This window comes from Streptomyces sp. NPDC001493 (genome assembly GCF_053597235.1).
Map to the genome: position 1 here is coordinate 199,485 of NZ_JBSFHV010000007.1, position 22,380 is coordinate 221,864.

Sequence of the window (22,380 nt, forward strand, 5' to 3'; positions counted from 1 at the left end):
CCGGTCAGGTCGCGGCGTCCGGCGCGGGGCGTCGCAAGGCGCTGGAGCGTTCCTCGCGGAGCGACGTCCGCTGCCTGATCGCCCGCCGACGGATCGACTCGTCGTGTCCGCCGTCGCACGGGAGCGGGCCCTGAACAACGGTGTGCGCCGCGGCTGCCGAGTCCGCCGCGCACGGGCTCCGGGCCGCCCCGCCCCCGATGCCGGAAAGGGGGGAATTTCGTGCTCGGCGGCAGCCGCCTACCGCACACCAGATCACGCCAATCGTGTTGATCATCACTCTGGGAGACCCCATGATTGCTATTAGCGTTCCGATGTGACTTCCCATCAGATTCGAGACAACGCCTCCCGTCCGCCGCTCTCGCTCACCGCTGATCTCTCCAAAGCGCTTTACGGCGGACGCCTCGCCGAGACGCACGACCGCTGGCGCGGGCTGTTCAGCTCAGCCCCCTTCTCGTTCCGTGAAGGGCTGACCCGCGAGGAGCGCATAGCGCTCTCCTACGAGCGTCTGAGGCTGGTTCGCGCGGCTGTCCCCGGCCGGATGGAGCGGTTCGTGGCGGACGCCGCGGAGCTGTCCGCTCTCCACGAGTGGGCCGGCGTCGACCCGGGTATGGCCACCGTGAGTTCGATCCACTTCAACCTCTTTCTCGGGAGTCTGGTCGACCACGGCCGCACCGGCGACGATCTGGCCGAGTTCACCGATCGGATCGGGACGTTTCTGTGTACGGAGCTCAGTCACGGCAATGACGCCGCGAGATGCGAGACCACGGCGACGTTCGACCGGAAGTCGGGCGAATTCGTCCTGGACACTCCGACGCCCGGGGCCGCGAAATTCATGCCCAACACGTCCTCGGCCGGTGGCGCGAAGGCCGCGGTCGTGGCCGCACGCCTGCTGGTCGACGGTACCGACCACGGGATCTTCCTCTTCCTGACCCCGCTGAGCGACGCCGACGGGGTCCACCTGCGGGGGATCGAAGTACGCGAGCTGGCCGAGACGGCCAGTGCCCCGGTCGATCACTGCGTCACGACGTTCCACGGTGTGCGCCTGCCCTATGAGGCGATGCTCCAGGGCGACCACGGACGCCTCACCCGCGAGGGGGAGTTCAGCAGCGCGGTGGGCAGTCCCCGGCGCCGGTATCTGCACTCCATAGGCCGGGTCACCATGGGCAAGCTGTGCATGTCCGGCTACAGCCTCGGCGCGACGCGCCACGCGCTGGCCGTGACCATGCGGCTCTCCCACGACCGGGTCACGTCGTCGATGACCACCCGTGCGATGCAGCCCCTGATCGAGCACCGCAGTCACCACGCCCCCCTCCTGGAGGCGGTGGCCACCACGTACGCGGCCACCCTGCTCCACCGGTCGGTGGTCACGCGGTGGACCCGTGCCGCGGACGGTACGGACGAGGACCGCGCGGCGTGCGAGCGGGACATCGCCGTCGCCAAGACGTGGATCACCTGGGAGGCCCGCAGGACGATGACGGCCTGCCGGGAGAGGAGCGGCGCCCGCGGGCTGTTCCTCGGCCACGGCATCGCCATGCAGCTCGCGGCCAACGAGGGAACCATCACCGCCGAGGGGGACAACCAGGTCGTCGCCGCCAAGGCCGGCGGAGAGATGGCCCTCGGCGCCATCGCCCTGAAGCCGCCGAGCGAGATCCCGCCCGCCGAGCGCCTGCTGACCGACCCGCAGTTCCAGCTGGACCTCCTGGCCGATGTCGAGCGCATCTGGCACGGCAGGGCCAGCGAAGAACGCCACCGGCCCGCCCCCTCGGCGTCGGCACGGTGGAACAACATCGTGGGCCCGGCTCTCACGCTGGTGGACGCCCACGTCCGGCGGCAGGCCGGGGAGGAGATGCTCACGGCCGCCGCCCGGGCCGGCTCCGACCAGGGGCGGAGGCTGCTGCTGGATCTGTTCGGGCTGTTCGCGCTGCGCCAGGTGGCCGCGCACAGCGGGGACCTCCTGGCCGAGGGCAGGATGACCGCCGACCAGGTCCGCAGCCTGCACAAGGTCACCGGGAAGCTCCTCGACGTCCTCGTGCCGCACTCTCTGTCCCTCGTCGAGGGCTTCGCCGTGCCCGACGCGCTCCTGGAATCGAATGCCATGCTGAATCCGTAAAAGGGCTCCGGGATGCCGTCTGCCGGCCTCGGTGGCAGACGGCACCCCCCGGGCGGTGGGGCGGAGCGAGAACCCTCCGAAAGCTTTGCATAAAAGTGCGCACCTGCGTATAGTCATGCCATCGATGAGGAGGATTCCGATGGTGGTACGTGCAGCGGTGGCAGGGGCGAGCGGATACGCCGGCGGTGAGCTGCTGCGCCTGCTGCTGGCCCACCCCGAGATCGAGATCGGCGCCCTGACCGGCCACTCCAACGCGGGGCAGACGCTCGGCGCGCTCCAGCCGCACCTGCGGCCCCTCGCCGGCCGGGTGCTGGAACCGACCACCGCCGAGGTGCTCGCCGGCCACGACGTGGTGTTCCTCGCCCTGCCGCACGGGCAGTCCGCCGCCGTCGCCGAGCAGCTCGGCGACGAGGTCCTGGTCGTCGACATGGGGGCCGACTTCCGGCTGGCCGACGCCGCGGACTGGGAGAAATTCTACGGTTCGCCGCACGCCGGTACGTGGCCCTACGGCCTCCCCGAGCTGCCGGGCGCCCGCGCCGCGCTCGCCGGGTCCAAGCGGATCGCCGTCCCCGGCTGCTACCCGACCGCCGTCTCCCTCGCGCTCTTCCCGGCCTACGCCGCCGGGCTCGCCGAACCCGAGGCGGTCGTCGTCGCCGCGTCCGGCACCTCCGGCGCCGGCAAGGCGGCCAAGCCGCACCTCCTCGGCTCCGAGGTGATGGGGAACATGACCCCGTACGGCGTCGGCGGCGGACACCGGCACACCCCGGAGATCACGCAGAACCTCAGCGCCGTCGCCGGGGAACGCGTCTCCGTCTCCTTCACCCCGACCCTCGCCCCCATGCCCCGGGGCATCCTCGCCACCTGCAGCGCCAAGGCGAAGCCGGGCGTGGACGCGGAGGCACTCCGCACCGCCTACGAGAAGGCGTACGCGGACGAGCCGTTCGTCGAGCTCCTCCCCGAGGGCCAGTGGCCCGCCACCGCGTCCGTGTACGGCTCCAACGCCGTCCAGATCCAGGTGGCGTACGACCCCGCCGCCGGCCGGATCATCGTGATCAGCGCCATCGACAACCTGGCCAAGGGCACCGCCGGGGGCGCCCTGCAGAGCACGAACATCGCCCTCGGGCTGCCCGAGGACACCGGTCTGACCACGGTCGGCGTGGCCCCCTGACCGGCGTGCGCCCGGCCGCACCCACCCCGGGCGCCGGGCGCATCGACGCCGGACCCCGGACCACCACGGAAACCGCCCCAGCGCCGCACCGCGCGGGCGGAGAAGCGAACGAGGAGATGCAGTGAGCGTCACGGCAGCACAAGGATTCTCGGCGGCGGGCATCGCCGCCGGGATCAAGGAGAGCGGCAACCCGGACCTGGCCCTCGTGGTCAACCTCGGGCCGCGCCGCGCCGCCGCGGGAGTCTTCACCTCCAACCGCGTCAAGGCCGCACCCGTCCTCTGGTCCCAGCAGGTCCTCAAGGGCGGCGAGGTCTCCGCCGTCGTCCTCAACTCCGGTGGCGCCAACGCCTGTACGGGACCCAAGGGCTTCCAGGACACGCACGCCACCGCCGAGAAGGCCGCCGAGGTCCTCGAAGGCCACAGCGCCGGCGAGATCGCCGTCTGCTCCACCGGGCTCATCGGCACGCTGCTCCCCATGGAGAAGCTGCTCGACGGCGTCGGCAAGGCCGCGGCCGCGCTCAGCACGGAAGGCGGCACGGACGCCGCCATCGCCATCAAGACCACCGACACCGTCCACAAGACCGCCGTCGCCGCGGGCGAGGGCTGGACCGTCGGCGGCATGGCCAAGGGCGCGGGCATGCTCGCCCCGGGCCTCGCCACCATGCTCGTCGTCCTCACCACCGACGCCGACGTCGAGGCACCCGCGCTGGACGCCGCCCTGCGCGACGCCACCCGCACCACCTTCGACCGGGTCGACTCGGACGGCTGCATGTCGACCAACGACACCGTGCTGCTCCTCGCCTCCGGCGCCAGCGGCGTCACCCCGGACCAGGACGCGTTCGCCGCGGCCGTACGGACCGTCTGCGCCGACCTCGCCCGGCAGCTCATCGGCGACGCCGAGGGCGCCTCCAAGGACATCCGGATCGAGGTCGTGGGAGCCGCGACCGAGGACGACGCCGTCGAGGTGGGCCGCTCCATCGCCCGCAACAACCTCCTCAAGTGCGCCATCCACGGCGAGGACCCCAACTGGGGCCGCGTGCTCTCCGCGATCGGCACCACCCGGGCCGCCTTCGACCCCGACCGGCTGAACGTCGCCATCAACGACGTCTGGGTCTGCAGGAACGGCAGCGTCGGCGACGACCGCGACCTCGTCGACATGCGGTACCGCGAGGTCAGGATCACCGCCGACCTCTCCGAGGGCACCGAGTCGGCCGTCATCTGGGCGAACGACCTCACCGCCGAGTACGTCCACGAGAACAGCGCGTACAGCTCATGAGTACCGACAAGAACACCGACAAGAACGCCGGCAAGAGCACGGCGCGGAAGCACACCGCCCTCCCGAAGGCGCAGATCCTCATCGAAGCGCTGCCCTGGCTCACCCGGCACAACGGCCGGACCGTCGTCATCAAGTTCGGCGGCAACGCCATGATCGACGAGGACCTGAAGGCCGCCTTCGCCCAGGACGTCGTCTTCCTGCGGCAGGCCGGTCTCAAGCCCGTCGTCGTGCACGGCGGCGGCCCGCAGATCAACGCCCAGCTCGACAAGCAGGGCCTGGTCAGCGAGTTCAAGGCCGGACTGCGGGTCACCACGCCCGAGGCGATGGACGTCGTACGGATGGTGCTGGCCGGACAGGTGCAGCGCGAGCTCGTCGGCCTGCTCAACCAGCACGGGCCGCTCGCCGTCGGCATGACCGGCGAGGACGCCCGCACCATGACCGCCGTCCAGCACCGCCCGACCATCGACGGCGAGCTCATCGACATCGGCCGGGTCGGCGAGATCACCGAGATCGACACCGGGGCCATCGAGGCCCTGCTGGCGGACGGCCGTATCCCGGTCATCTCCTCGATCGCGCGTTCCGCCGACGACAACCACGTCTACAACGTCAACGCCGACACCGCCGCGGCCGCCCTGGCCGCCGCGCTGAACGCCGAGACGCTGATGGTCCTCACCGACGTCGAAGGGCTCTACGAGGACTGGCCGCACAGCGACGACGTGATCAGCCGCATCACCGCTACCGAGCTGGAGAAGCTCCTGCCGGAGCTGTCCAGCGGCATGGTCCCGAAGATGCAGGGCTGCCTGTACGCGGTGCGCAACGGCGTCGAGACCGCCAGGGTCATCGACGGGCGTGTCCAGCACGCGATCCTGCTGGAGATCTTCACGGACGAAGGAGTCGGCACGATGGTCGTGCCCGACACGGAGGGGGAGTCATGACGAACGCGGAACTCGTACAGCGCTGGAACCACGCGCTGACGGACAACTACGGCACCCCGCAGATCCCCCTCGTGCACGGCGAAGGCGCCCGCGTCTGGGACGCCGACGGCAAGGAGTACCTCGACTTCGTCGGCGGCATCGCGGTCAACGCGCTGGGCCACGCCCACCCCGCGATCGTCGAGGCCGTCTCCACGCAGATCGCGTCCCTCGGGCACGTCTCCAACCTCTTCGTCGCGGAACCGCCGGTCGCGCTCGCCGAGCGGCTGATCCAGCTCTTCGGCCGGAGCGGCCGGGTCTACTTCGCCAACTCCGGCGCCGAAGCCAACGAAGCCGCCTTCAAGATCGGCCGGCTCACCGGCCGGACCGGCATGGTGGCCACCACCGGCGGCTTCCACGGCCGGACCATGGGCGCGCTGGCCCTCACCGGACAGCCGAAGAAGCGCGAACCGTTCCTGCCGCTGCCCGCCGAGGTCACCCATGTGCCCTACGGCGACGTGGAAGCACTCCGGGCCGCGGTCACCACGGACACCGCGCTCGTGATCATCGAGCCGGTCCAGGGCGAGAACGGCGTGGTCGTCCCGCCCAAGGGCTACCTCACCGCGGCCCGCGAGATCACCCGGGCCACCGGCACGCTGCTCGTCCTCGACGAGGTGCAGACCGGCATCGGCCGGTGCGGCACCTGGTTCGAGTACCAGGCCCACGAGGACGTCGAGCCCGACATCGTCACCCTCGCCAAGGGGATCGGCGGCGGACTGCCGCTCGCCGCCACCGTCGCCTTCGGCGCCACGGCCGACCTGCTCAAGCCGGGCCACCACGGCACCACCTTCGGCGGCAACCCGATCGCCTGCGCGGCCGGTCTCGCCGTGCTGGACACCCTGGCGGCGGACGGCGCGCTCGACAACGTGAAACGGCTCGGCGAGCGCATCCGGGACGAGGTCGAGGGGCTCGGACACCCCCTCGTCTCCCACGTCCGCGGCTCCGGCCTGCTGCTGGGTATCGTGCTCACGGGACCCCACGCACCGCAGGTGCAGCAGGCGGCCCAGGAAGCGGGACTGCTGGTCAACGCCCCCGCGCCCGATGTCGTACGGCTGATGCCGCCGCTGATCATCGGCGACGCGGAGGTGGACGCCTTCCTGGCCGTGCTGCGGGGTGCCCTGGACACGGTGAACCCGGGCGAGGGCGACGGAGAACCCGGAGCATGAGCACCCGGAGAATGAGGCGACGACGATGACCGAGGCGCAGGACACCGACCACGGAGGCCCTGCCGTGCCGCAGACCCGCACGGCACGCCACCGTCGGATCGTGGACATCCTGAACCGGCAGCCGGTGCGCTCGCAGAGCCAGCTGGCCAAGCTGCTCGCCGACGACGGGCTGAGCGTCACCCAGGCGACGCTCTCCCGCGACCTCGACGAGCTGGGCGCGGTCAAGATCCGCAACACCGGCGGGGAGCTCATCTACGCGGTGCCGAGCGAGGGCGGATTCCGCACCCCGCAGGCACCGCTGGGCGGCTCCGCCAAGGAGGAGCGGATGCGCCGCCTCTCCTCGGAGCTGCTCATCTCCGCGGAGGCCTCGGCCAATCTCGTCGTCCTGCGCACGCCCCCGGGCGCCGCGCAGTTCCTCGCCTCGGCCATCGACCAGGCCGAACTCCACGACGTCCTCGGCACCATCGCCGGGGACGACACACTGATGCTGATCAGCCGTGACGCGGCCGGTGGCCAGGCGCTCGCCGACCACCTGCTGCGGCTCGCGCAGAACGAACGCTGACACGCACAGCGCACAGCGCACAGCGCACAGCGCACAGCGCACAGCGCACAGCGCACAGCGCACAGCGCACAGCGCCTCGCGCACCCGAGCCCGGTCCGTCACCCACGGACCGGGCTCGTCGGCATCGTGGGAGCGTCAGTAACGGGTGACCGCCAGCGCCCCGCCGGAGGTGCCGATGGCGACGTGCGGGTGCGCGGCCGGGTCGGCCCACGCCAGGATGCGGTCCATCGCCCCGGCCGGCACCGAGACGCAGCCGGCCGTCGCCCCTTCGCCGTCGACGTGCAGGAAGATGCCCGCGCCCCGGCCCCGTACCGGGTTCGCGTAGTTGAAGCCGATCACCAGCGCCCGCGCGTACTGCGTGGTGTACGTGACCAGGTGCTCCGCCTCCGAGGCCCGGCAGTCCGACGGCAGCGGCTCCACCCACCGGTTGTAGTCGCGCGCCTCGTTGTCCTGGCACCACCACGAACCGTCCGTCACCCGGCGGTACGGATACGCCGTACCGGCCGGAGCCGCCCGGACACCGAAGGCGTACGGGAGGTCGTACAGGCCCGCCGGGGTGGTGTTCGTGCCCTGCTGCCGGGTACGCCCGTCGGCCAGACCCGCCGCCCCGAACCGGGCCGGCGCGGACCCCGCCTCCACCCACTTCCCCCGCCGCAGCTCCCACCAGGTGACCGTGCCGGTGGTGGACCCGGCCGCCGGTGCCTCGGCGACGATCAGCTGCCGGCCGCCGCCCGTGTCGGCCAGCCGCTCGGGCACCGTCCGGCCGGCAGCGGCGGGCGGCCCCGCCGCGACGGAACCCGCCAGGGCCAGCAGGACGGACAGGGTCACCAGGGATCCGCGCATGCTCCGGACCGTACGGGCGGCGGAGGCGCGGCTCCACCGGGGTGCTCCGTACGGTCCAGGCAAGCGTCCGGGGAAAGGCCCGGGGAAGCGTCCGGGGAAGCGCGAGGAAAAGTCCTGGGAGGCGTCCCGTCAGGGTGCGGCCGGAGCGGGCATCGGGGGCAGCGGAAGCGGCAGGCCGGGCAGGCCGTCGATGCTGGTCGCGATGTCGGGCTTCTTCTCGAAGTACGCGCCGAGGCTCTCGTCGTCCTCGCGGGCGAACCGGTCCGCGTGCAGCGGCCGGTCCCGCTCGTACGCCAGGAACGGCACGGCGAACCCGCAGGTGTCACGGATCAGTTCGGCCGTCACCACGATGATCGCGCGCAGCCCGTGGGGCGTCGGGTCCACCTGGTCGAAGCGGGCCAGCAGCCCGGGGAAGCGGGGGTCGTCGCGGAAGACCGGTTCACCCCGACCGTGCACCCGCACGATGTTGGGCGGCCCCTGGAACGCACACCACATGAGCGTGATGCGGCCGTTCTCCCGCAGGTGGGCGATGGTCTCCGAGTTGCTCCCGGCGAAGTCGAGGTACGCCACCGTCATGTCGTCGAGCACCGCGAACGAGCCGCTGACGCCCTTGGGGGAGAGGTTGACCGTGCCGTCACCGTCCAGAGGGGCGGTCGCGGTGAAGAAGAGGGGCTGCTCCTCGATGAACGCGCGCAGCCGTCCGTCAATGCGTTCGTAGGTCTTTCCCATGTGCGGATTATCTGCCGTCAGAAGGCCCCGCGGCCCTTCTTTTCCGGCCACCGGAGGCTCCCCGCCTCCTCGGCTCAGGCGGGCGGCAGCGGCTCGTACCGGGCGCGCTGCGCCTCGTGGGCGACCTCCGGATCCTCGTCCTCCTCCATCCCCGCCAGCACTCGCTTGCGCAGGCCGAGGCCGTGCGCGCCCAGCAGCCGGAGACCGGCCCGGCGGACGTGCACCGGCCGGGCGGGGTCCACCAGCGAGGCCAGCCACTCCTCCGGCACGAACAGGACGTACGGCGTCAGCGCCTTGCGGGCGGTGCGCACCACCGGCGGATGGGGATCGCCCATGGCGGCCATCAGCTCCTCGGGGGAGGCCGCGTCCAGCATGCGCAGACCGGCCAGAGCAGCCGCGCGAACCCGCCCCTCCGGATGGAGCGTCAGCGGACGCAGCAGATCCGCCGCGTCCGCCGCCCCGGATTCGGCCAGCCCGAACACCGCGCCCGGCGGCAGGCCGGGCGTGGCCGGATCCGCGCACCGCTCCCGGTAGAACGCCCACGGGTCCGCGCCCTCCAGCCGCAGCACCAGCCGGGCGGCCGAACGCACCCGGGCCGAAGGATCGGCGAGATGGCCGTACGCCTCCGGGCCGCGGCCCGCCCGGTGCAGCGCGGCCACCGCCGAGGACCGGGTCGCCGCCGAGGACGCGGTGAGCAGCGGATCGAGGAGGCGGTCCGGATCACCGGCGGAGACCCGCGCGAGGAGCGCGTCGGTACAGAGCCGGCGGACGGCCTGGTCCTCGGCGGTGAGGACCAGCTCCGTGAGCCGGGCGGGCGGCAGGAGGCCCCGGTCCAGGCAGAGCCCGGTGCCGAGCAGCCGGGCTCTCGGGCGGGGGCTCGCCAGCAGCCGGCCGGGCAGCGTGGGCGGAAGGGTACGGGCGGCGGTGAGGACCAGCGCGAGCCCGGGTCCGCCGTGCGGGCGGAGCGTCAGCCGTACGGCCAGCGGGACCAGTTCCGCCGCGCGCTCCTCCGCCAGGGGCGCGTCCAGGGCCGCGCCGAGCGTCCGGCGGGCCCGCTCCCGTACCGGGGTCCGGCCGTCCGCGCACCGGAGGAGCAGCAGCGGGAGCAGGGCGGGGCGTCCGGCGGCGAACGGCAGGGCGGCCTCGCGCACCTGCCACCGGTGGTGGCAGAGGGCGAGGGCGGTCTCCGGCTCGGACGGCGGGAAGACCGACCAGGTCACGTCCCGGACGCTCTCGTCCCAGTCCGGAGCGAGGGCGCGGCCACCGGGTCCGGGGTGCGTGGCGCCGGGAGCCGTGCCGGCGTCCTGGGCGCCGGACGGTGTGCCGGACGGTGTGCGCGGGCCTCCCCGTGCGGTGGTCGCGCGGACCCGCCGGTCGAGGTCGATCCAGACCTCGGGATCGTCCGTGTCCACGGCGGTGACCAGGGGGTCGCCCAGCAGCAGGCGCTCGTGCGGCGCGAGGTCGCGCGCGGGGGACGGGTGGTTCGGCTTCCGCATGGGCGCAGCCTATGGGCAGCCCGGACACGGGCCGCCCGGGCCCCGGGAGGCGCACGGCGGGACGGACCCCGGGGCCCGGGCGAGGGGCTCGTCCCCGGCGGGACGCGTGAAAGGGCTCGGCCCCGGCGTGACGCGTGAGGGGCTCTTCCGGGTCCGAGTCCAGGCCACATCGGCAGACGGGCGCCGTCGCGGCGGCGCCGCCCGTCGCCGTGCGTCCCCCCGCTTCAACGTGCGCAGAGCCGGACATCCTGCTTGATCAACGGGTGGCCGGATAGCGATGGCGAGCCGCCGGGCTCTGTTGACGTGGTGATCTGCGCCAATATCGTTGCCCCAGGCACCTAGTTCCGTGCATCTGGAACCTAGGCCGTGTGTCGAAAGTCCCGCCTGTCCTGCGACGCCCGGCACGCACGCTCGCCGCGTTGTCGGGATCACCCCGATACATCCAGTATCGGGGCGACCCTCCGCCTTGCGATCGCACGCACCGGACGCCGCCGGACCCGCCCTCCGGGCGGACGGCGCCACTTCCGACACACGCCCTAGGAGGGTCAGACCGGCATGGGGCAGTAGACCGTCAGCGCCTCGGGAAGCTTGTCGATGAGCAACTCTGTCCCTGAGTGGGCCACTTCGCCGTCGTACGCGTACGGAGTCCCCGGCGGCAGTCCGGCGATCCCCACCCGGCGGCGCCGCTCCGCCGCGTGTACGGGGGAGCGGGTCAGCGGGCCGGCCACGGCCGCCGCGATCAGCCGCAGCCCGGGGGTCCGGCCGCCGTGGACCACGCGTACGTCCAGCAGGCCGTCCGCCAGGTTGTGGCGCCTGCCGGGCGCGGGGCCGACCCGCTGGAAGAGACCGTTGCCGACGAAGAGCAGCCACAGCGGACGCCGCTTGCCCTGGAGTTCCGCCTCCAGGGGGCGCTCCCCGCGCAGCACCTCGAAGGCCGCGAGCATCCCGGCCGGCCACCCGCCGATGCGGGGCGCCCAGTGCTCCCGCTTCCGTACGAGCTCCGGATAGACGCCGAGGCTGAACGCGTTGAGGAAGTAGCCGTCCGCCCCCTCGGGGCCGTGCGGGCCGGGACGGAAGCGCCCGAGGTCGACCCGGACCGCGTCACCGGCCTTCAGGGCCGCCACCGTGTCGTGCACCGTCTCGATGCCGAGGTCGTACGCGAAGTGGTTGAGGGTGCCGCCGGGAAACACCGCCAGCGGGACCCCGTGGGTCGCGGCGACGGACGCCGCCAGGTTGACCGTGCCGTCACCGCCGCAGACGCCGAGCGCCCGCCCCCTGGAGACCGCCTCGGCGAACGTGTCGGCCAGGGCTTCGGGTGCGCACTCCACCACCTCGGCCATCGGCAGCGCGTCCCGGACGAGTGACGCCGTCCCCCTCGCGGTCCCCGACCGCTCGTTGACGACCACCACCAGGCCCTCGCCCGCGGGGAGCGACGGGGCCTCCGTGGGCGGCCGGCCGGGCGCGGGGAGCTGGCCCCTGGTCGGTACCACCCCGCGCAGCGCGAAGGCCGCGCCCACGCCGAGCGCGGCACCCGCCACGACATCGCTCGGATAGTGCACCCCGGTGTAGACCCGGGAAGCCGCCACCGCCGCGGCCACCGGGGCGACGGCCGCGCCCCAGCCGAGGGACTCCAGGGCCACCCCGGTGGCGAACGCGGCGGCGGACGCGGCGTGCCCGGACGGGAAGGACGTGGTGATCGGCTGCCGCTTCAGCCGCCGTATCACCGGAACCATGTCGAGCACCGGCCGGTCCCGGCGCACCGCACCCTTGCCGACCGTGTTGATGGCGGCGGAGGCGAGGGCGAGCGAGGCAACCCCGCGCAGCGCGGCCCGGCGTGCCCGCGCGCTGCCGCCCAGCGTGGCGATGCCCGCGGCGGCGCCGAACCACAGAAGGCCGTGGTTGGCGCTGCGGCTCAATCGGGGCAGTACGGCTTCGGCGCCCGGCCAGTGCCGTTCGGCGACCCCCTGGAACGCGCTCAGGTCGCGCTGCTGGAGCCAGCCCCTGAGCCGGGTGGACGAGGTGAAGGTGGTGGGCAGAGGGCGTGTGGACATGGCTCAGCGGATACCCGGTCCCGCCGCCCTGAACCAGGAGGCGCGCGGAAGAGGCCGTTCGGGTGCGTCCGGGTGCGTCCGGGTGCGTCCGGTGCGGCCGGTGCCCGCGCGCCCGGTGCCCGGCCGGCTGTCTGCCCGTCCGGGCCGGTGCCTCCCCGCCGCCTGCCGGCCCCTACTCGGCCGCCGCGCAGGTGCTCAGCGCGGTGACCGCGCTCTGCACCTGGTCGGGCAGGGTCTTCATGTCGGGGCTGCGGTTCTTCTCGGCGCTCTCGGCGAGGCCGTGGTAGACGCTGCTGAGCTGCTTCGCGGCCTGCTTGGCTTCGGGGTTCTTGATCTTCTCGGCGTCGTCGGCGAACTGGTCCGAGGCGTCCGCGAGGTCGGTCTGCGCCTTGACCGGGTCCTTCGCGTCGGTGGTGATCTTCTGGCCCACGTCGTCGATGTGGGTCATGGTCGCCCGGCACGGGCCGCCCTTGCCCGGGGTCGTCGAGTAGTCCCGCGGCGCTTTGCTCGCGGAGGCGGCGGCCTCGGGGCGCGCATCCGAGGAAGAGCAGCCCGCCGCCGCGACGAGTGCGAAGGCGGTCAGCGCGATCGCGGCCAGTCGGCGGCCCGTTTTCCCTGACATGAAGTTAACCCCCTGCGATGGATCGGCGGAGGGAGTTGATCACGAACGTGACGCAGCGTCAACACCGTTCCCGGAGGACGTCCGCTGTGCGGACCGGTGGCTTTCACCCTTCGCCGGTTTGGCGGGATCTCGACCGTGGAGCCCAGGAGGTGGGCGGCGGTGGGCCGGTCATGGCGGTGGGCCCGGAGCGTGCCGTGGCGGTTCTTCACGATTGGTACTGATGGCAGGTCAAATTTGGTTCTGTGGTGCTGAATTGTCGTTGCCGCCGATACTCCTCTCCAGTACCGTGCCTTCGTTTTGGATCTTGTAACTCAATCGAGGGCGGGGACTTGTACTCCATACGTACCGGCCGAAGATCGGCCGGATCGCGTGCGGCCGTTTCGGCCGCGATCGTCCTGGCGATCGCGGCGTCGACCGTAGGCACCACGACGGGCAGGGCCGACGCGGCCGTACCGTCGCAAACACAGGCGGCGACGTCCGCCGAAGCGGATCTGGAGACCCGCGAACAGGCGATGTCCGACGCCGCGGACGCGCGCGCCGAACAAGCCATGTTCGCCCGGATCATGCACAGCGGCGGTCCGGCCATGAAGGCCGACGCCGGGGACTGGCTCGCGGGGCGCGACGAAGGCCCCTGGCCGGGCTGGAACGTCTTCCTCGGGTCGACTTCCAAGGACATCGTCCTGGACGAGGACGGCGACGAGACCGACAACTCCGGCCTCGGCGAAGGGATCGGGCCCATCGCGCAGAGCGCGCAGGCCACCATGGCCAACGGCCAGGTGCACGTCGGCATGCTCACCCGTGACGGCAGCGTCTACGACGACGTGCGCTACCCGGACGGCACCTGGACCGGCCCGATCCTGGTCGACGGCGGAACCAGCACCACCGCCATCGCGGCAACCGCCCTTCCCAATGGAGAGCTGCACTTCGAACTGCTCTCCGCCGACGGCAGGGTGACCGACCGCACCTACGAACCCGACGCCTACCCCGGCTACTTCATGCTGGGCGGGGGCGTCAGCAAGGTTCTCTTCGACTCGCTTCCCGGCAAGGTCGAGTCCCTTGCCGTGACCGGGTCCTCCGCCGGCGAGCTGACCCTCGCCATGGTCACCGGCGACGGCAAGGTCTGGGGCAACGCCCGCCGCAGCGACGGCACCTGGTCCGGTACGGCCGTGATCGACGCCGGCACCGCCCCTTCCGCCTCCGTGGCCCTCGCCACCACCGCGAGCGACCAGGTCCACCTGGAGATGCTCGGCACCGACCACACCGTCCGTGACCGCGTGCGGGGTACGAACGGCACCTGGGCCGCCGCCACGGTCGTCGACTCCACCGGCAAGGCCCGCGCCCTGTCGGCCGTCGCCGTACCGACCGAGCGGCTGCACGTCGCCACGCTCACCGACACCGGTACGGTCACCGACCGCGCGCTCCAGGACAACGGCAGCTGGACCTCGTCCACGGTGACCGCGCCGCACGCCACCGCGCTCTCCCTCGGCGCCCAGCCCACCGGTGAACTGCACGTCCAGGCCACCGCCGACGACGGGCGGCTGTGGAGCACCACTCGCGCCACGTCCGGCAGCTGGAGCACGCCGTACGTGGTCGACGGGGCCTTCGGTCACGCCAGGGACCTGCAGCTCACCACCCTGCCGAGCGGTGACCTGCACGAGCTCATCCTCGCCGACGACGGGACCGTCTGGGACCAGAAGCGCGGCGCGTCCGCCGACACCTGGACCTCCGCGCTCTCCGGCTCGGTCCTCGTGGACGGCTCGGGCAAGGCCCGTGCCGTCGCCGCCGCGTCCACGCCCAACGGCGACGTGCACGCGATCGTGGTCGACCAGACCAACATCGTGCGCGACTACGTCGGTCACCCCGACGGCAGTTGGGCCGCCCCCGTCGTCGCCGACCAGAGCGGCACCGCACGCGCCGTCTCGGCCGTCGGCACGCCCGACGGGGAGCTGCACGTCGGCGTGGTCAAGGCCGACGGCACCGTCCAGGACACCGTCCGCCACACGGACGGCAGCTGGACGAGTGCGGCCGTGACCACCCCGCGCGCCGACATGATCGCCCTCGCGGCGACCCCCGCCGGCGAGCTGCACGTCTTCGTCTCCGGAGACGGCGACAAGGTGTGGGACACCGTGCGGGGCACGGACGGCACCTGGGCCGCGGCCAAGGCCGCCTCGGACGGTTCGTACAAGGCCGACGCGATCGCCGCGAACGGTCTCTCCGACGGCCGGGTACGCCTGGTCGCCCTGGACTCCGCCGCCGGTACGTACTCCGGCCACCTGCGCGGAACCAACGGCAAGTGGTCCATCGACGTGGGCCAGTTGGGCTGGCCGCTCGCCTACGCCAAGAGCGTCTCGGCGACCCAGCTCGCCAACGGTGAGGAGCACATCAACGAGTTCTCCGAGCCGCAGGTCGACAGCGCGTTCACCGTGGACGACCGCACGGCGAACGCCTACGACTCCTCCCGCGAGGCGACCGACGACGGCCTGGAGGAGTTCATCGCACCGTACGCGACCTCCTCGAACCACGCGCTGCCGCAGTACGACACCGATGTCACCGACTTCATGTCCTCCGCCGCGATGTTCCAGCGCGACTGGGCCAACCTGTGGGTGACGCCTCCGGTGGTCAAGGCGAGCCAGGAGGCCCAGGACCGGGTCACCGAGATCGTGCAGGAACTGATCGCCGAGAGCGGCGGCGAGGACCCGTACGGCATGTACACGCTGCTCGGATCGGCGACCAACAACGGGTCCGCCGACGACGTGCGCCGCTTCATCCAGTACCATGGTCTGCCGACCGTCGCCCCGGTCAAGGGCACTCCGGAGTTCCGGGTCGAGGTCGAGGCGCTGAAGGCCCGCTGGTCCAGCGGCGACACTTCCAACCCGACGGACTGGAACCACGTCCTGGTCGAGGTCGAGGAGACCGCGTCCAGTGAATGGCTGGCCGAGCAGGCCGCCCAGGCCGAGCCCCGCAACGACATCGTCGACGCGGAGCAGTCGGCACTGACCGCGCTGGAGACCGGCGCCCGCGCCATGCACCAGGCGCTCGGCTACGGCTGGGCCGCCAACCGGCTCCTCACCTGGCAGGCCAACCCGTCGCTGCGCAAGACCGGTACGGGCGCGAAGACGACGGCCCAGGCGGTCGCCGACCTCGCCACCGTCAAGGAACTGGTCACCGGGCAGGCCCAGGTCGCCCGGAAGGCCGCGAACGACGCCGCCGCCGCCGAAGCGAAGGCCGACGCCGCCGTGGAGGCGGCCAAGACCATCGCCCGGGGCGACGGCACGCCGCTCGGCCGCGGCCTCTACTACGCCCAGCAGTCCGCCCAGGTGACCAAGGCATCGGCCGCCGCCGCGCTCGCCACCGCGAACGCGCTCGACACCGCCGTGGCCGCCACCGACGCCTCGGCGGCCGACAGCGCCACGCTGCTGGCCAACGCCCAGGCGCAGGCCGCCGCCGCCCGCGCGGAGTTCCAGCGCGAGTCGGCCGAGCAGTCCGCGAAGGACGCGGCCGATCTCGCCGCCGACGCCAAGAAGCGCGCCGACGAGGCCGCCGACGCGGCCGGCGAGGTCGCCGACGCGAAGGCGACGGCCGTCCAGGCCCAGGCCGACGCCACCGCCGCGAACACCCGCGCGAAGACCGCCGCCGCCAACGCCGAGACGGAGCGGCAGAACGCCGCCACCGCCAAGGCGACGGCCCAGACGGAGCGCGACAAGGCCGGGGAGGCGCTGAAGAAGGCGCTCGACCAGGGCAAGGAGGCCGCCACCAAGCGGACCGCCTCCAACACCGCAGGCTCCGACGCGCGCAAGCAGGCCTCCGCGGCCGAGCAGGCGGCGGCGAAGGCGAAGGTCGCCCGCGATTACGCCGCGTCCGCGCAGCGTAAGAAGGACGTCGCCACCGCCACCGCCCAGGCGCTCGCCGCAGCCGCGGTGGCCGCCGAGGGGACCTCGTCCGCCGCCGCGGCGAAGGCGGCGGCCGACCGTGCGGCCGAGGAGGCCGAGCAGGCCAGGACCGTCGCCGAAACGGCGGCGACCGACGCCCAGTCCACCAGCGAGGCATCGATCGCGGCCCGCAAGGCGGCGACCGAGTCGGCTGCCGCGGCGGCGCGTTCCACCACGTGGGCCGCCGACGCGGACGCCAACGCGCTGATCACCTATCACGCGGCGATGTCGGCCGAATCGGCCGCCGCGACCGCCATCGACGAGGCGCACACCGCCGCCCAGAAGTCCGTCGACGCCGCCGGTGACGCCACCGACGCGGCTCAGGCGGCCCTCGCGGCCAAGAGCAGGGCCGTAGAAGCGGGCGTGCAGGTCGAGGCGGCGCTCAGTGCGTCCGCCGAGGCCGCCGGAAGGGCGTACGCGGCCGGCCAGGCCGCCGACGTCACCCGGGCCGCAGCAGCGACGGTGGCCGCCCCGGCCGCCTCCGCGATCGAGCTGAGCGCCCCGTACGCCGAGACGGACTCCTCCGCGGGTCTGGCGACCCTGGTGTCGAAGAGCGCCCAGTCCCTCGCCGAGCAGCAGACGGCCGCAGCCGACGCCAACGCGGCTCAGGCGGCAGCCGTCGCCGAAGAGGCGCAGGACGCGGCGGACCGGGCGACCGGCGACGGAAAGCGGGCCGCCCAGGCGGCCGCCGACGCCGCGGCCTCCGCGGCCGAGGCGGCGGCATCCGCCGAAGCGGCGCAGAAGTCGTCGACCGACGCCGAGAACGACGCCAAGGCCACCGGCGACGCTTCGGTGAAGGTCGCCGAACTCGACACCGAGACGCAGGCGCTGGCCAAGACGGCCTCGGCCTCCGCACAGGCCGCCACGGCCGACGCGCAGGCGGCCGACTCCGCGGCCAGCGCGGGCGAGAAGGACGCGACCGCCGCAGCGGCGACCGCGGCCACGGCCGGCGAGGACGCCACCAACGCACAGAAGGTGGCGGACAAGGCGGCGAAGGACGCCACCGCCGCGGAAGCGGCCGCGGCATCGGCCTCCGAGGACGCGACGGAGGCCGAGGACGCCGCCGCCGCCGCCGAGGAGCAGCTGCGCAGCGACGAGGCGGCACTCGCCGCACAGGTCGCCGCCGCGCAGGCGGCCGCCCAGGCCAAGCACGACCTGGACGCCCGCGCGAAGCTCATGGACGACCAGGCGAACATCCGCATCGGCCGGGAGAACCTCGCCTACCTGCTCCACGTGGGCGGCGTCGCCTCCAAGACGCTGGCGGCCACCCGGCTCGCCGGATCCGGCCAGATCGGCGCCACCACGTCCCTGTTCGACCAGGACGTGTGGAACGCCTGGGACGCCGACGTACAGGAGGCGCGCGACCAGTCCGAGGGCATGCTCGCGCGCACCGACGAACGCCAGGAGACCGTCTGGAAGTACTTCACCTCGGACTTCGCCAACATCGAGCCCGAGTACGACACCGCGGTCACCTCGTTCCTCGACCCGGGAACCGTCTACCAGCGGATCGGCTCGGCCGTCGGCTGGGGCCGTCTCGCCCAGGTGCCGCAGGCCAGCCCGGCCGCCCAGGCCAAGGCCACGGAGATCCTCCAGGAGAAGGTCGACGCGGGGGACTGGTACGGCTGGTGGCAGCTGATGCTGGACAACCAGGATCTGCGCGGCTCGGCCGACGACGTACGCCGCCTCATCCAGTACAAGGGCTACCCGACCGTCGCCCCCGAGAAGGGGACGGCCGAGTTCGACATCGAGGTCGAGCGGCTCAAGACCCGCTGGGCGAACGGTGACCCGACCAACCCCTGGGACCCGTACCAGGTGATGGTCGAGGTCGAGGAGACCGCCTCGGCACAGTGGGAGGCCGAGTACGCCGCCCAGTCCGGCGACCGCAACAAGATCGCCAACGCCGAGATCAAGGCGCTGAAGGCCCTGCAGTCCAGCGCCGTCGCCATGCACGACGCCCTGGGCAACGCGTGGGTGGCCAACAACCTCATGGAGGCCGAGGCCGACCCGAACAGCGCCTGGAACACCTTCATCAAGGACTGGCCGACCACGATGGGCGGGAACTTCTCGTCCGACGGGAAGCCGGTCTCCGTCACGGCGGACCTGGCGGCGCTGAAGGACCGGGTCGACGCGCTGTCGGCCACGGCCACCCAGAACGCCAAGGACGCGAAGGCGGCCGCCGACGCGGTCGTCGCGGCCGAGGCCGAGGCAGCGACCACGGCCGAGGCGGGCGGGGTCCCCGAGGGACGTGCCCTCGCCTACGCCAACCAGTCGGCACAGGTCACCAAGTCGGCCGCCGCGGCCACCCAGGCGACCTCGCTCGCCATGCAGACCGCGGTCGCCGCGACCAACGCCACCGTCGCGGACAGCGCCGCCCTGCTGGCCAACGCCAGCGCCCAGGCGCACGCCGCACGTGCCGCCTTCCTCAGGGAGACGGCGCAGGACAGTGCGGAGAAGGCCGAGGCGGACGCGGTCGCCGCGCACGGCAAGGCCGTAGCCGCCGCCAACGCGGCCGCGATCGTCGCGGCCGACAAGGCGAAGATCGGTCCGCTGGAGACCAGCTCCAAGGCGGCTGCCGCGACGGCCAAGAGCGCCGCGGCCACCGCCGACTCCGAGGCCCAGAAGGCCGCGGCGGCGCGGGCCACCGCGGAGTCCGAGCGCGACAAGGCCGAGGCCGCCGAGGCCGACGCCCAGGCGCAGGCCGACATCGCGGCCGAGCACGAGGCCAACGCGGCGACCGAGGCCGACCGGGCCGCGGGCGACGAGGACACGGCGGCGAAGGCCGAGCAGGACGCCGCAGCCGCCAAGTCCCGGGCCACCGCCGCCAACAAGGCGATGGACCAGGCACGCGCCAAGGCAGCGGCCGCCGACGCGGCCGCAGCCGCGGCCGTCGGCACCAGCGCGGCCGACGACGCCGCCGCAGCTGCCAAGCAGGCCCGGCTGGAGGCCAACGCCGCCGCTCTCGCGGCGGACCAGGCCAACAACGACGCCCTCGACGCCACCGCCGCGGCGGTATCGGCGCGGGCGGCGGCGACGGTGTCGACCGCGTCGGCCGCGAAGGCCACCCAGGCGGCGAAGGTCGCCGACAAGGCCGCCGCGCAGACCTCGGCCAACGCCGCCGAGGGACACGCGCTCGCGGCCGAGGCGATCGAGCAGTCCGGGGTCGCCGCGCAGAACTCCGACGCGGCCCAGGCCCTGTCGAAGGACGCGGCCGAGGAGGCGGCGAACGCCAAGGCGGCAGCCGAAGGCGCCCGGGACGAGGCGGACGGCGCGGCTTCCGACAGCGCCACCGCCACCGCCCAGGCACACGCGGCGGCCCAGCAGGCCGAGATCGCCCGTGACACCGCCAACGCCGTCACGGCCCCGGCCGACCAGGCCATCGAACTCGGTATCGCGTTCGCGGCCACCGACGCGACGGCCGGTCTCTCGGTCGTCGTCTCCGACACGGCGAAGACCCTCGCCGAGCAGGAGGTCGAGGTCGCGGAACTCCGCGCCGACGAGGCCGAGGCGTTCGCCGAGGCCGCACAGGACGCGGCCGACCGCGCCGACGCCGACGCCAAGCTCGCCGCCCAGGCGGCGGCGGACGCGGCGGCTTCGGCGGCCACGGCCGCACGCGAAGCGGCCAACGCACTGAAGTCGGCCACCCAGGCCGCATCCGACGCGAAGGAGGTGAAGGCCGGCTCGGAGCGTCTCGACGCACTCAACTCCCAGGCACAGAACAGCGCGTGGCAGGCGAACGCGTCGGCGAGCGACGCCCGGGACGACGCCGCCGCGGCACGGTCCGCAGCGGACGACAGCGAACTCGACGCCGCATCGGCACGGGGTGCCGCCGACCGGGCGCAGACCTCGGCCGACAACGCCTCCTACAGCGCCGACGAGGCCGAAGAGTCCTCCAGGCTGGCCTCCGAACACGCGGCCAACGCCCAGGCGGACGCCGACGAGTCGGCGAAGATCGCCGAGGCGACCAGCCAGCTCGAAGAGGACCGGACGCCCGCGGCGGGCGGTCAGCCGGCGACCGGCGGGGAGGTGGACGGCGAGTACCCCGGCGTAGTCGTGGAGCCGGTCGACCTGAAGCAGACCGCGCAGGCGACCGACCAGTGCAGGGCGACCTCGCAGATCCTGCACTGCAGCATGCCGGTCGACGTCCACATCACCGGTACCGCGATGTTCTTCCTGGTCACGTGTGCCGATCCGGACGCCACGGCCTCCCAGTGCATCGCTTCCGGTCACTACGAGAAGGACTACCTGGACAAGGCGAAGATCGATTTCACCGACCACCGGGTCGTGGACGTCAACGTCTGGGAGTTCGACGTCAACCTGGCGAAGTCGATCGGCTACGCGCTGATCAGCGACTTCGTCGGCTGCGCCAAGCACTTCGACCTGGGCAGCAGCGACTGCCTGTGGGCGATCGGCTCGATCGTCGTACCGGCGGCGCTCAAGGCCGTGGTGAAGGGTGCGGCAGCGCTGCGGATGGCCATGGCCATCGGCGACCTGGCCGGCACCGAAGCCGCCATGAACGTCCTGAGCAACCTGGCCCGGACCGGGGCCATCAACGCGATCACCTTCCGCAACCTGCGGAACGCGGCGCTGCTGACACGGCTGCGGACCTTGGCGACCGGCGCTGTCTGCGCGGCGGTCCACAGCTTCCCCGCCGGTACCGAGGTCCTGATGGCGGACGGCAGCACCAAGCCGATCGAAGAGGTACGGGACGGAGACCTGGTCAGCAGCGCGGAGGCCGGCGGCCCGTCCGTCGCCCGCACCGTCGAACACACCTTCGTCACCAAGACCGACACCGAGTTCACCGAACTCACCGTCACCACTCCGGACGGGCCGAAGGCCGTCACCAGCACGCAGAACCACCCGTACTACGACATCACCCGTGGAGCGTTCGTCGACGCTTCCCGGCTCGCCGTGGGTGACCGTCTGCAGACGGCCGACACGCGGACGGCGGTCGTCCGCGCGGTGCGCAACTACACCGACGCGATGGTCACGTACGACCTGACCGTCAGTGACCTGCACACCTACTTCGTGGTGGCCGGGTCGGTGCCCGTCCTGGTGCACAACAACGCCTGCGAGGAGGTGGCGCTCGACGCCAACACCCTGATCGCCGTCTTCGCCGAGAACCACGGGGCCCGGGTCGACGCCGCGCTCGCGGGCAGGCGGCCGGTCATCTCGCCCCAGGCCTTCAAGGAGGCCACGGTGAAGCGGCCGGAGAGCGTCGTGATGAAGTGGATCACCGATCGCGGTGGCCGCATCGGGTCGGAGGCGAGCGACGATGTCGCGCAGGCCTTCCAGGAGTACCTGCAGGAACTCTGGAAGGCCGGCTACAAGCCCGTCCTGCGCGACGCGGACGCCGCCGTCCTGGCCTCGGCCTTCGAGGACGGACTGCCGATGATCACCAACGACGAGAAGTTCTACAAGAAGCTCGACCTGTTCAACTTCCCGAACGAGAGGTACTGA

12 protein-coding genes are annotated in these 22,380 nt (G+C 72.8%); 7 read left to right on the forward strand and 5 right to left on the reverse strand.

From position 1 onward, the window contains the following. Positions 1 to 313 precede the first annotated feature (313 nt). The 6 genes from ACWCWD_RS13415 (at position 314) to ACWCWD_RS13440 (ending at position 7,253) form a co-directional block, all read left to right on the forward strand. The gene (locus tag ACWCWD_RS13415; protein WP_450772614.1) at positions 314 to 2,110 is read left to right on the forward strand and encodes an acyl-CoA dehydrogenase; all 1,797 of its coding nucleotides are present in this window, start codon (positions 314 to 316) and stop codon (positions 2,108 to 2,110) included. 139 nt (positions 2,111 to 2,249) lie between these two features. Beyond that, on the forward strand, positions 2,250 to 3,278 hold the full coding sequence (argC, locus tag ACWCWD_RS13420) for an N-acetyl-gamma-glutamyl-phosphate reductase (RefSeq protein WP_450772615.1): 1,029 nt from the start codon (positions 2,250 to 2,252) through the stop codon (positions 3,276 to 3,278). A gap of 121 nt (positions 3,279 to 3,399) precedes the next feature. Continuing rightward, on the forward strand, positions 3,400 to 4,554 hold the full coding sequence (gene argJ / locus ACWCWD_RS13425; RefSeq protein ID WP_450772617.1) for a bifunctional glutamate N-acetyltransferase/amino-acid acetyltransferase ArgJ: 1,155 nt from the start codon (positions 3,400 to 3,402) through the stop codon (positions 4,552 to 4,554). Further along, positions 4,551 to 5,489: an acetylglutamate kinase gene (argB, locus tag ACWCWD_RS13430; protein WP_450772618.1), complete on the forward strand. Its 939-nt coding sequence runs from the start codon at positions 4,551 to 4,553 to the stop codon at positions 5,487 to 5,489. The genes argJ and argB overlap by 4 nt, the downstream gene beginning before the upstream one ends. After that, a complete protein-coding gene (locus tag ACWCWD_RS13435; RefSeq protein ID WP_450772620.1) occupies positions 5,486 to 6,691 on the forward strand; it encodes an acetylornithine transaminase in 1,206 nt (401 codons plus the stop codon). The genes argB and ACWCWD_RS13435 overlap by 4 nt, the downstream gene beginning before the upstream one ends. Before the next feature lie 25 nt (positions 6,692 to 6,716). Beyond that, positions 6,717 to 7,253 carry an arginine repressor gene (locus ACWCWD_RS13440; protein ID WP_327174768.1) on the forward strand — a complete coding sequence of 179 codons (537 nt, stop codon included), beginning with the start codon at positions 6,717 to 6,719 and terminating at the stop codon, positions 7,251 to 7,253. A 135-nt stretch (positions 7,254 to 7,388) separates the two neighbouring features. Here the strand turns inward: ACWCWD_RS13440 and ACWCWD_RS13445 are convergent, their stop codons facing one another. The 5 genes from ACWCWD_RS13445 to ACWCWD_RS13465 form a co-directional block, all read right to left on the reverse strand. Next, positions 7,389 to 8,096 (reverse strand): L,D-transpeptidase family protein, encoded by a 708-nt coding sequence (locus ACWCWD_RS13445; RefSeq protein WP_450772621.1) that lies wholly within the window; start codon positions 8,094 to 8,096, stop codon positions 7,389 to 7,391. Between the two features lie 129 nt (positions 8,097 to 8,225). Next, positions 8,226 to 8,825, reverse strand: coding sequence for a pyridoxamine 5'-phosphate oxidase family protein (locus ACWCWD_RS13450; RefSeq protein ID WP_450772622.1), 600 nt, complete (start codon positions 8,823 to 8,825; stop codon positions 8,226 to 8,228). A gap of 74 nt (positions 8,826 to 8,899) precedes the next feature. After that, positions 8,900 to 10,321, reverse strand: a complete 1,422-nt coding sequence (locus tag ACWCWD_RS13455; RefSeq protein ID WP_450772624.1) for a hypothetical protein — start codon at positions 10,319 to 10,321, stop codon at positions 8,900 to 8,902. 545 nt (positions 10,322 to 10,866) lie between these two features. Next, entirely contained in the window at positions 10,867 to 12,372 is a 1,506-nt protein-coding gene (locus ACWCWD_RS13460; RefSeq protein ID WP_450772625.1) for a phosphatase PAP2 family protein, read from the reverse strand. Positions 12,373 to 12,544: 172 nt separating this feature from the next. Beyond that, positions 12,545 to 12,994, reverse strand: a complete 450-nt coding sequence (locus ACWCWD_RS13465; RefSeq protein ID WP_450772627.1) for a hypothetical protein — start codon at positions 12,992 to 12,994, stop codon at positions 12,545 to 12,547. 329 nt (positions 12,995 to 13,323) lie between these two features. Between ACWCWD_RS13465 and ACWCWD_RS13470 the strand changes: the two genes are divergently transcribed. Continuing rightward, positions 13,324 to 22,380, forward strand: a complete 9,057-nt coding sequence (locus tag ACWCWD_RS13470; RefSeq protein ID WP_450772628.1) for a polymorphic toxin-type HINT domain-containing protein — start codon at positions 13,324 to 13,326, stop codon at positions 22,378 to 22,380.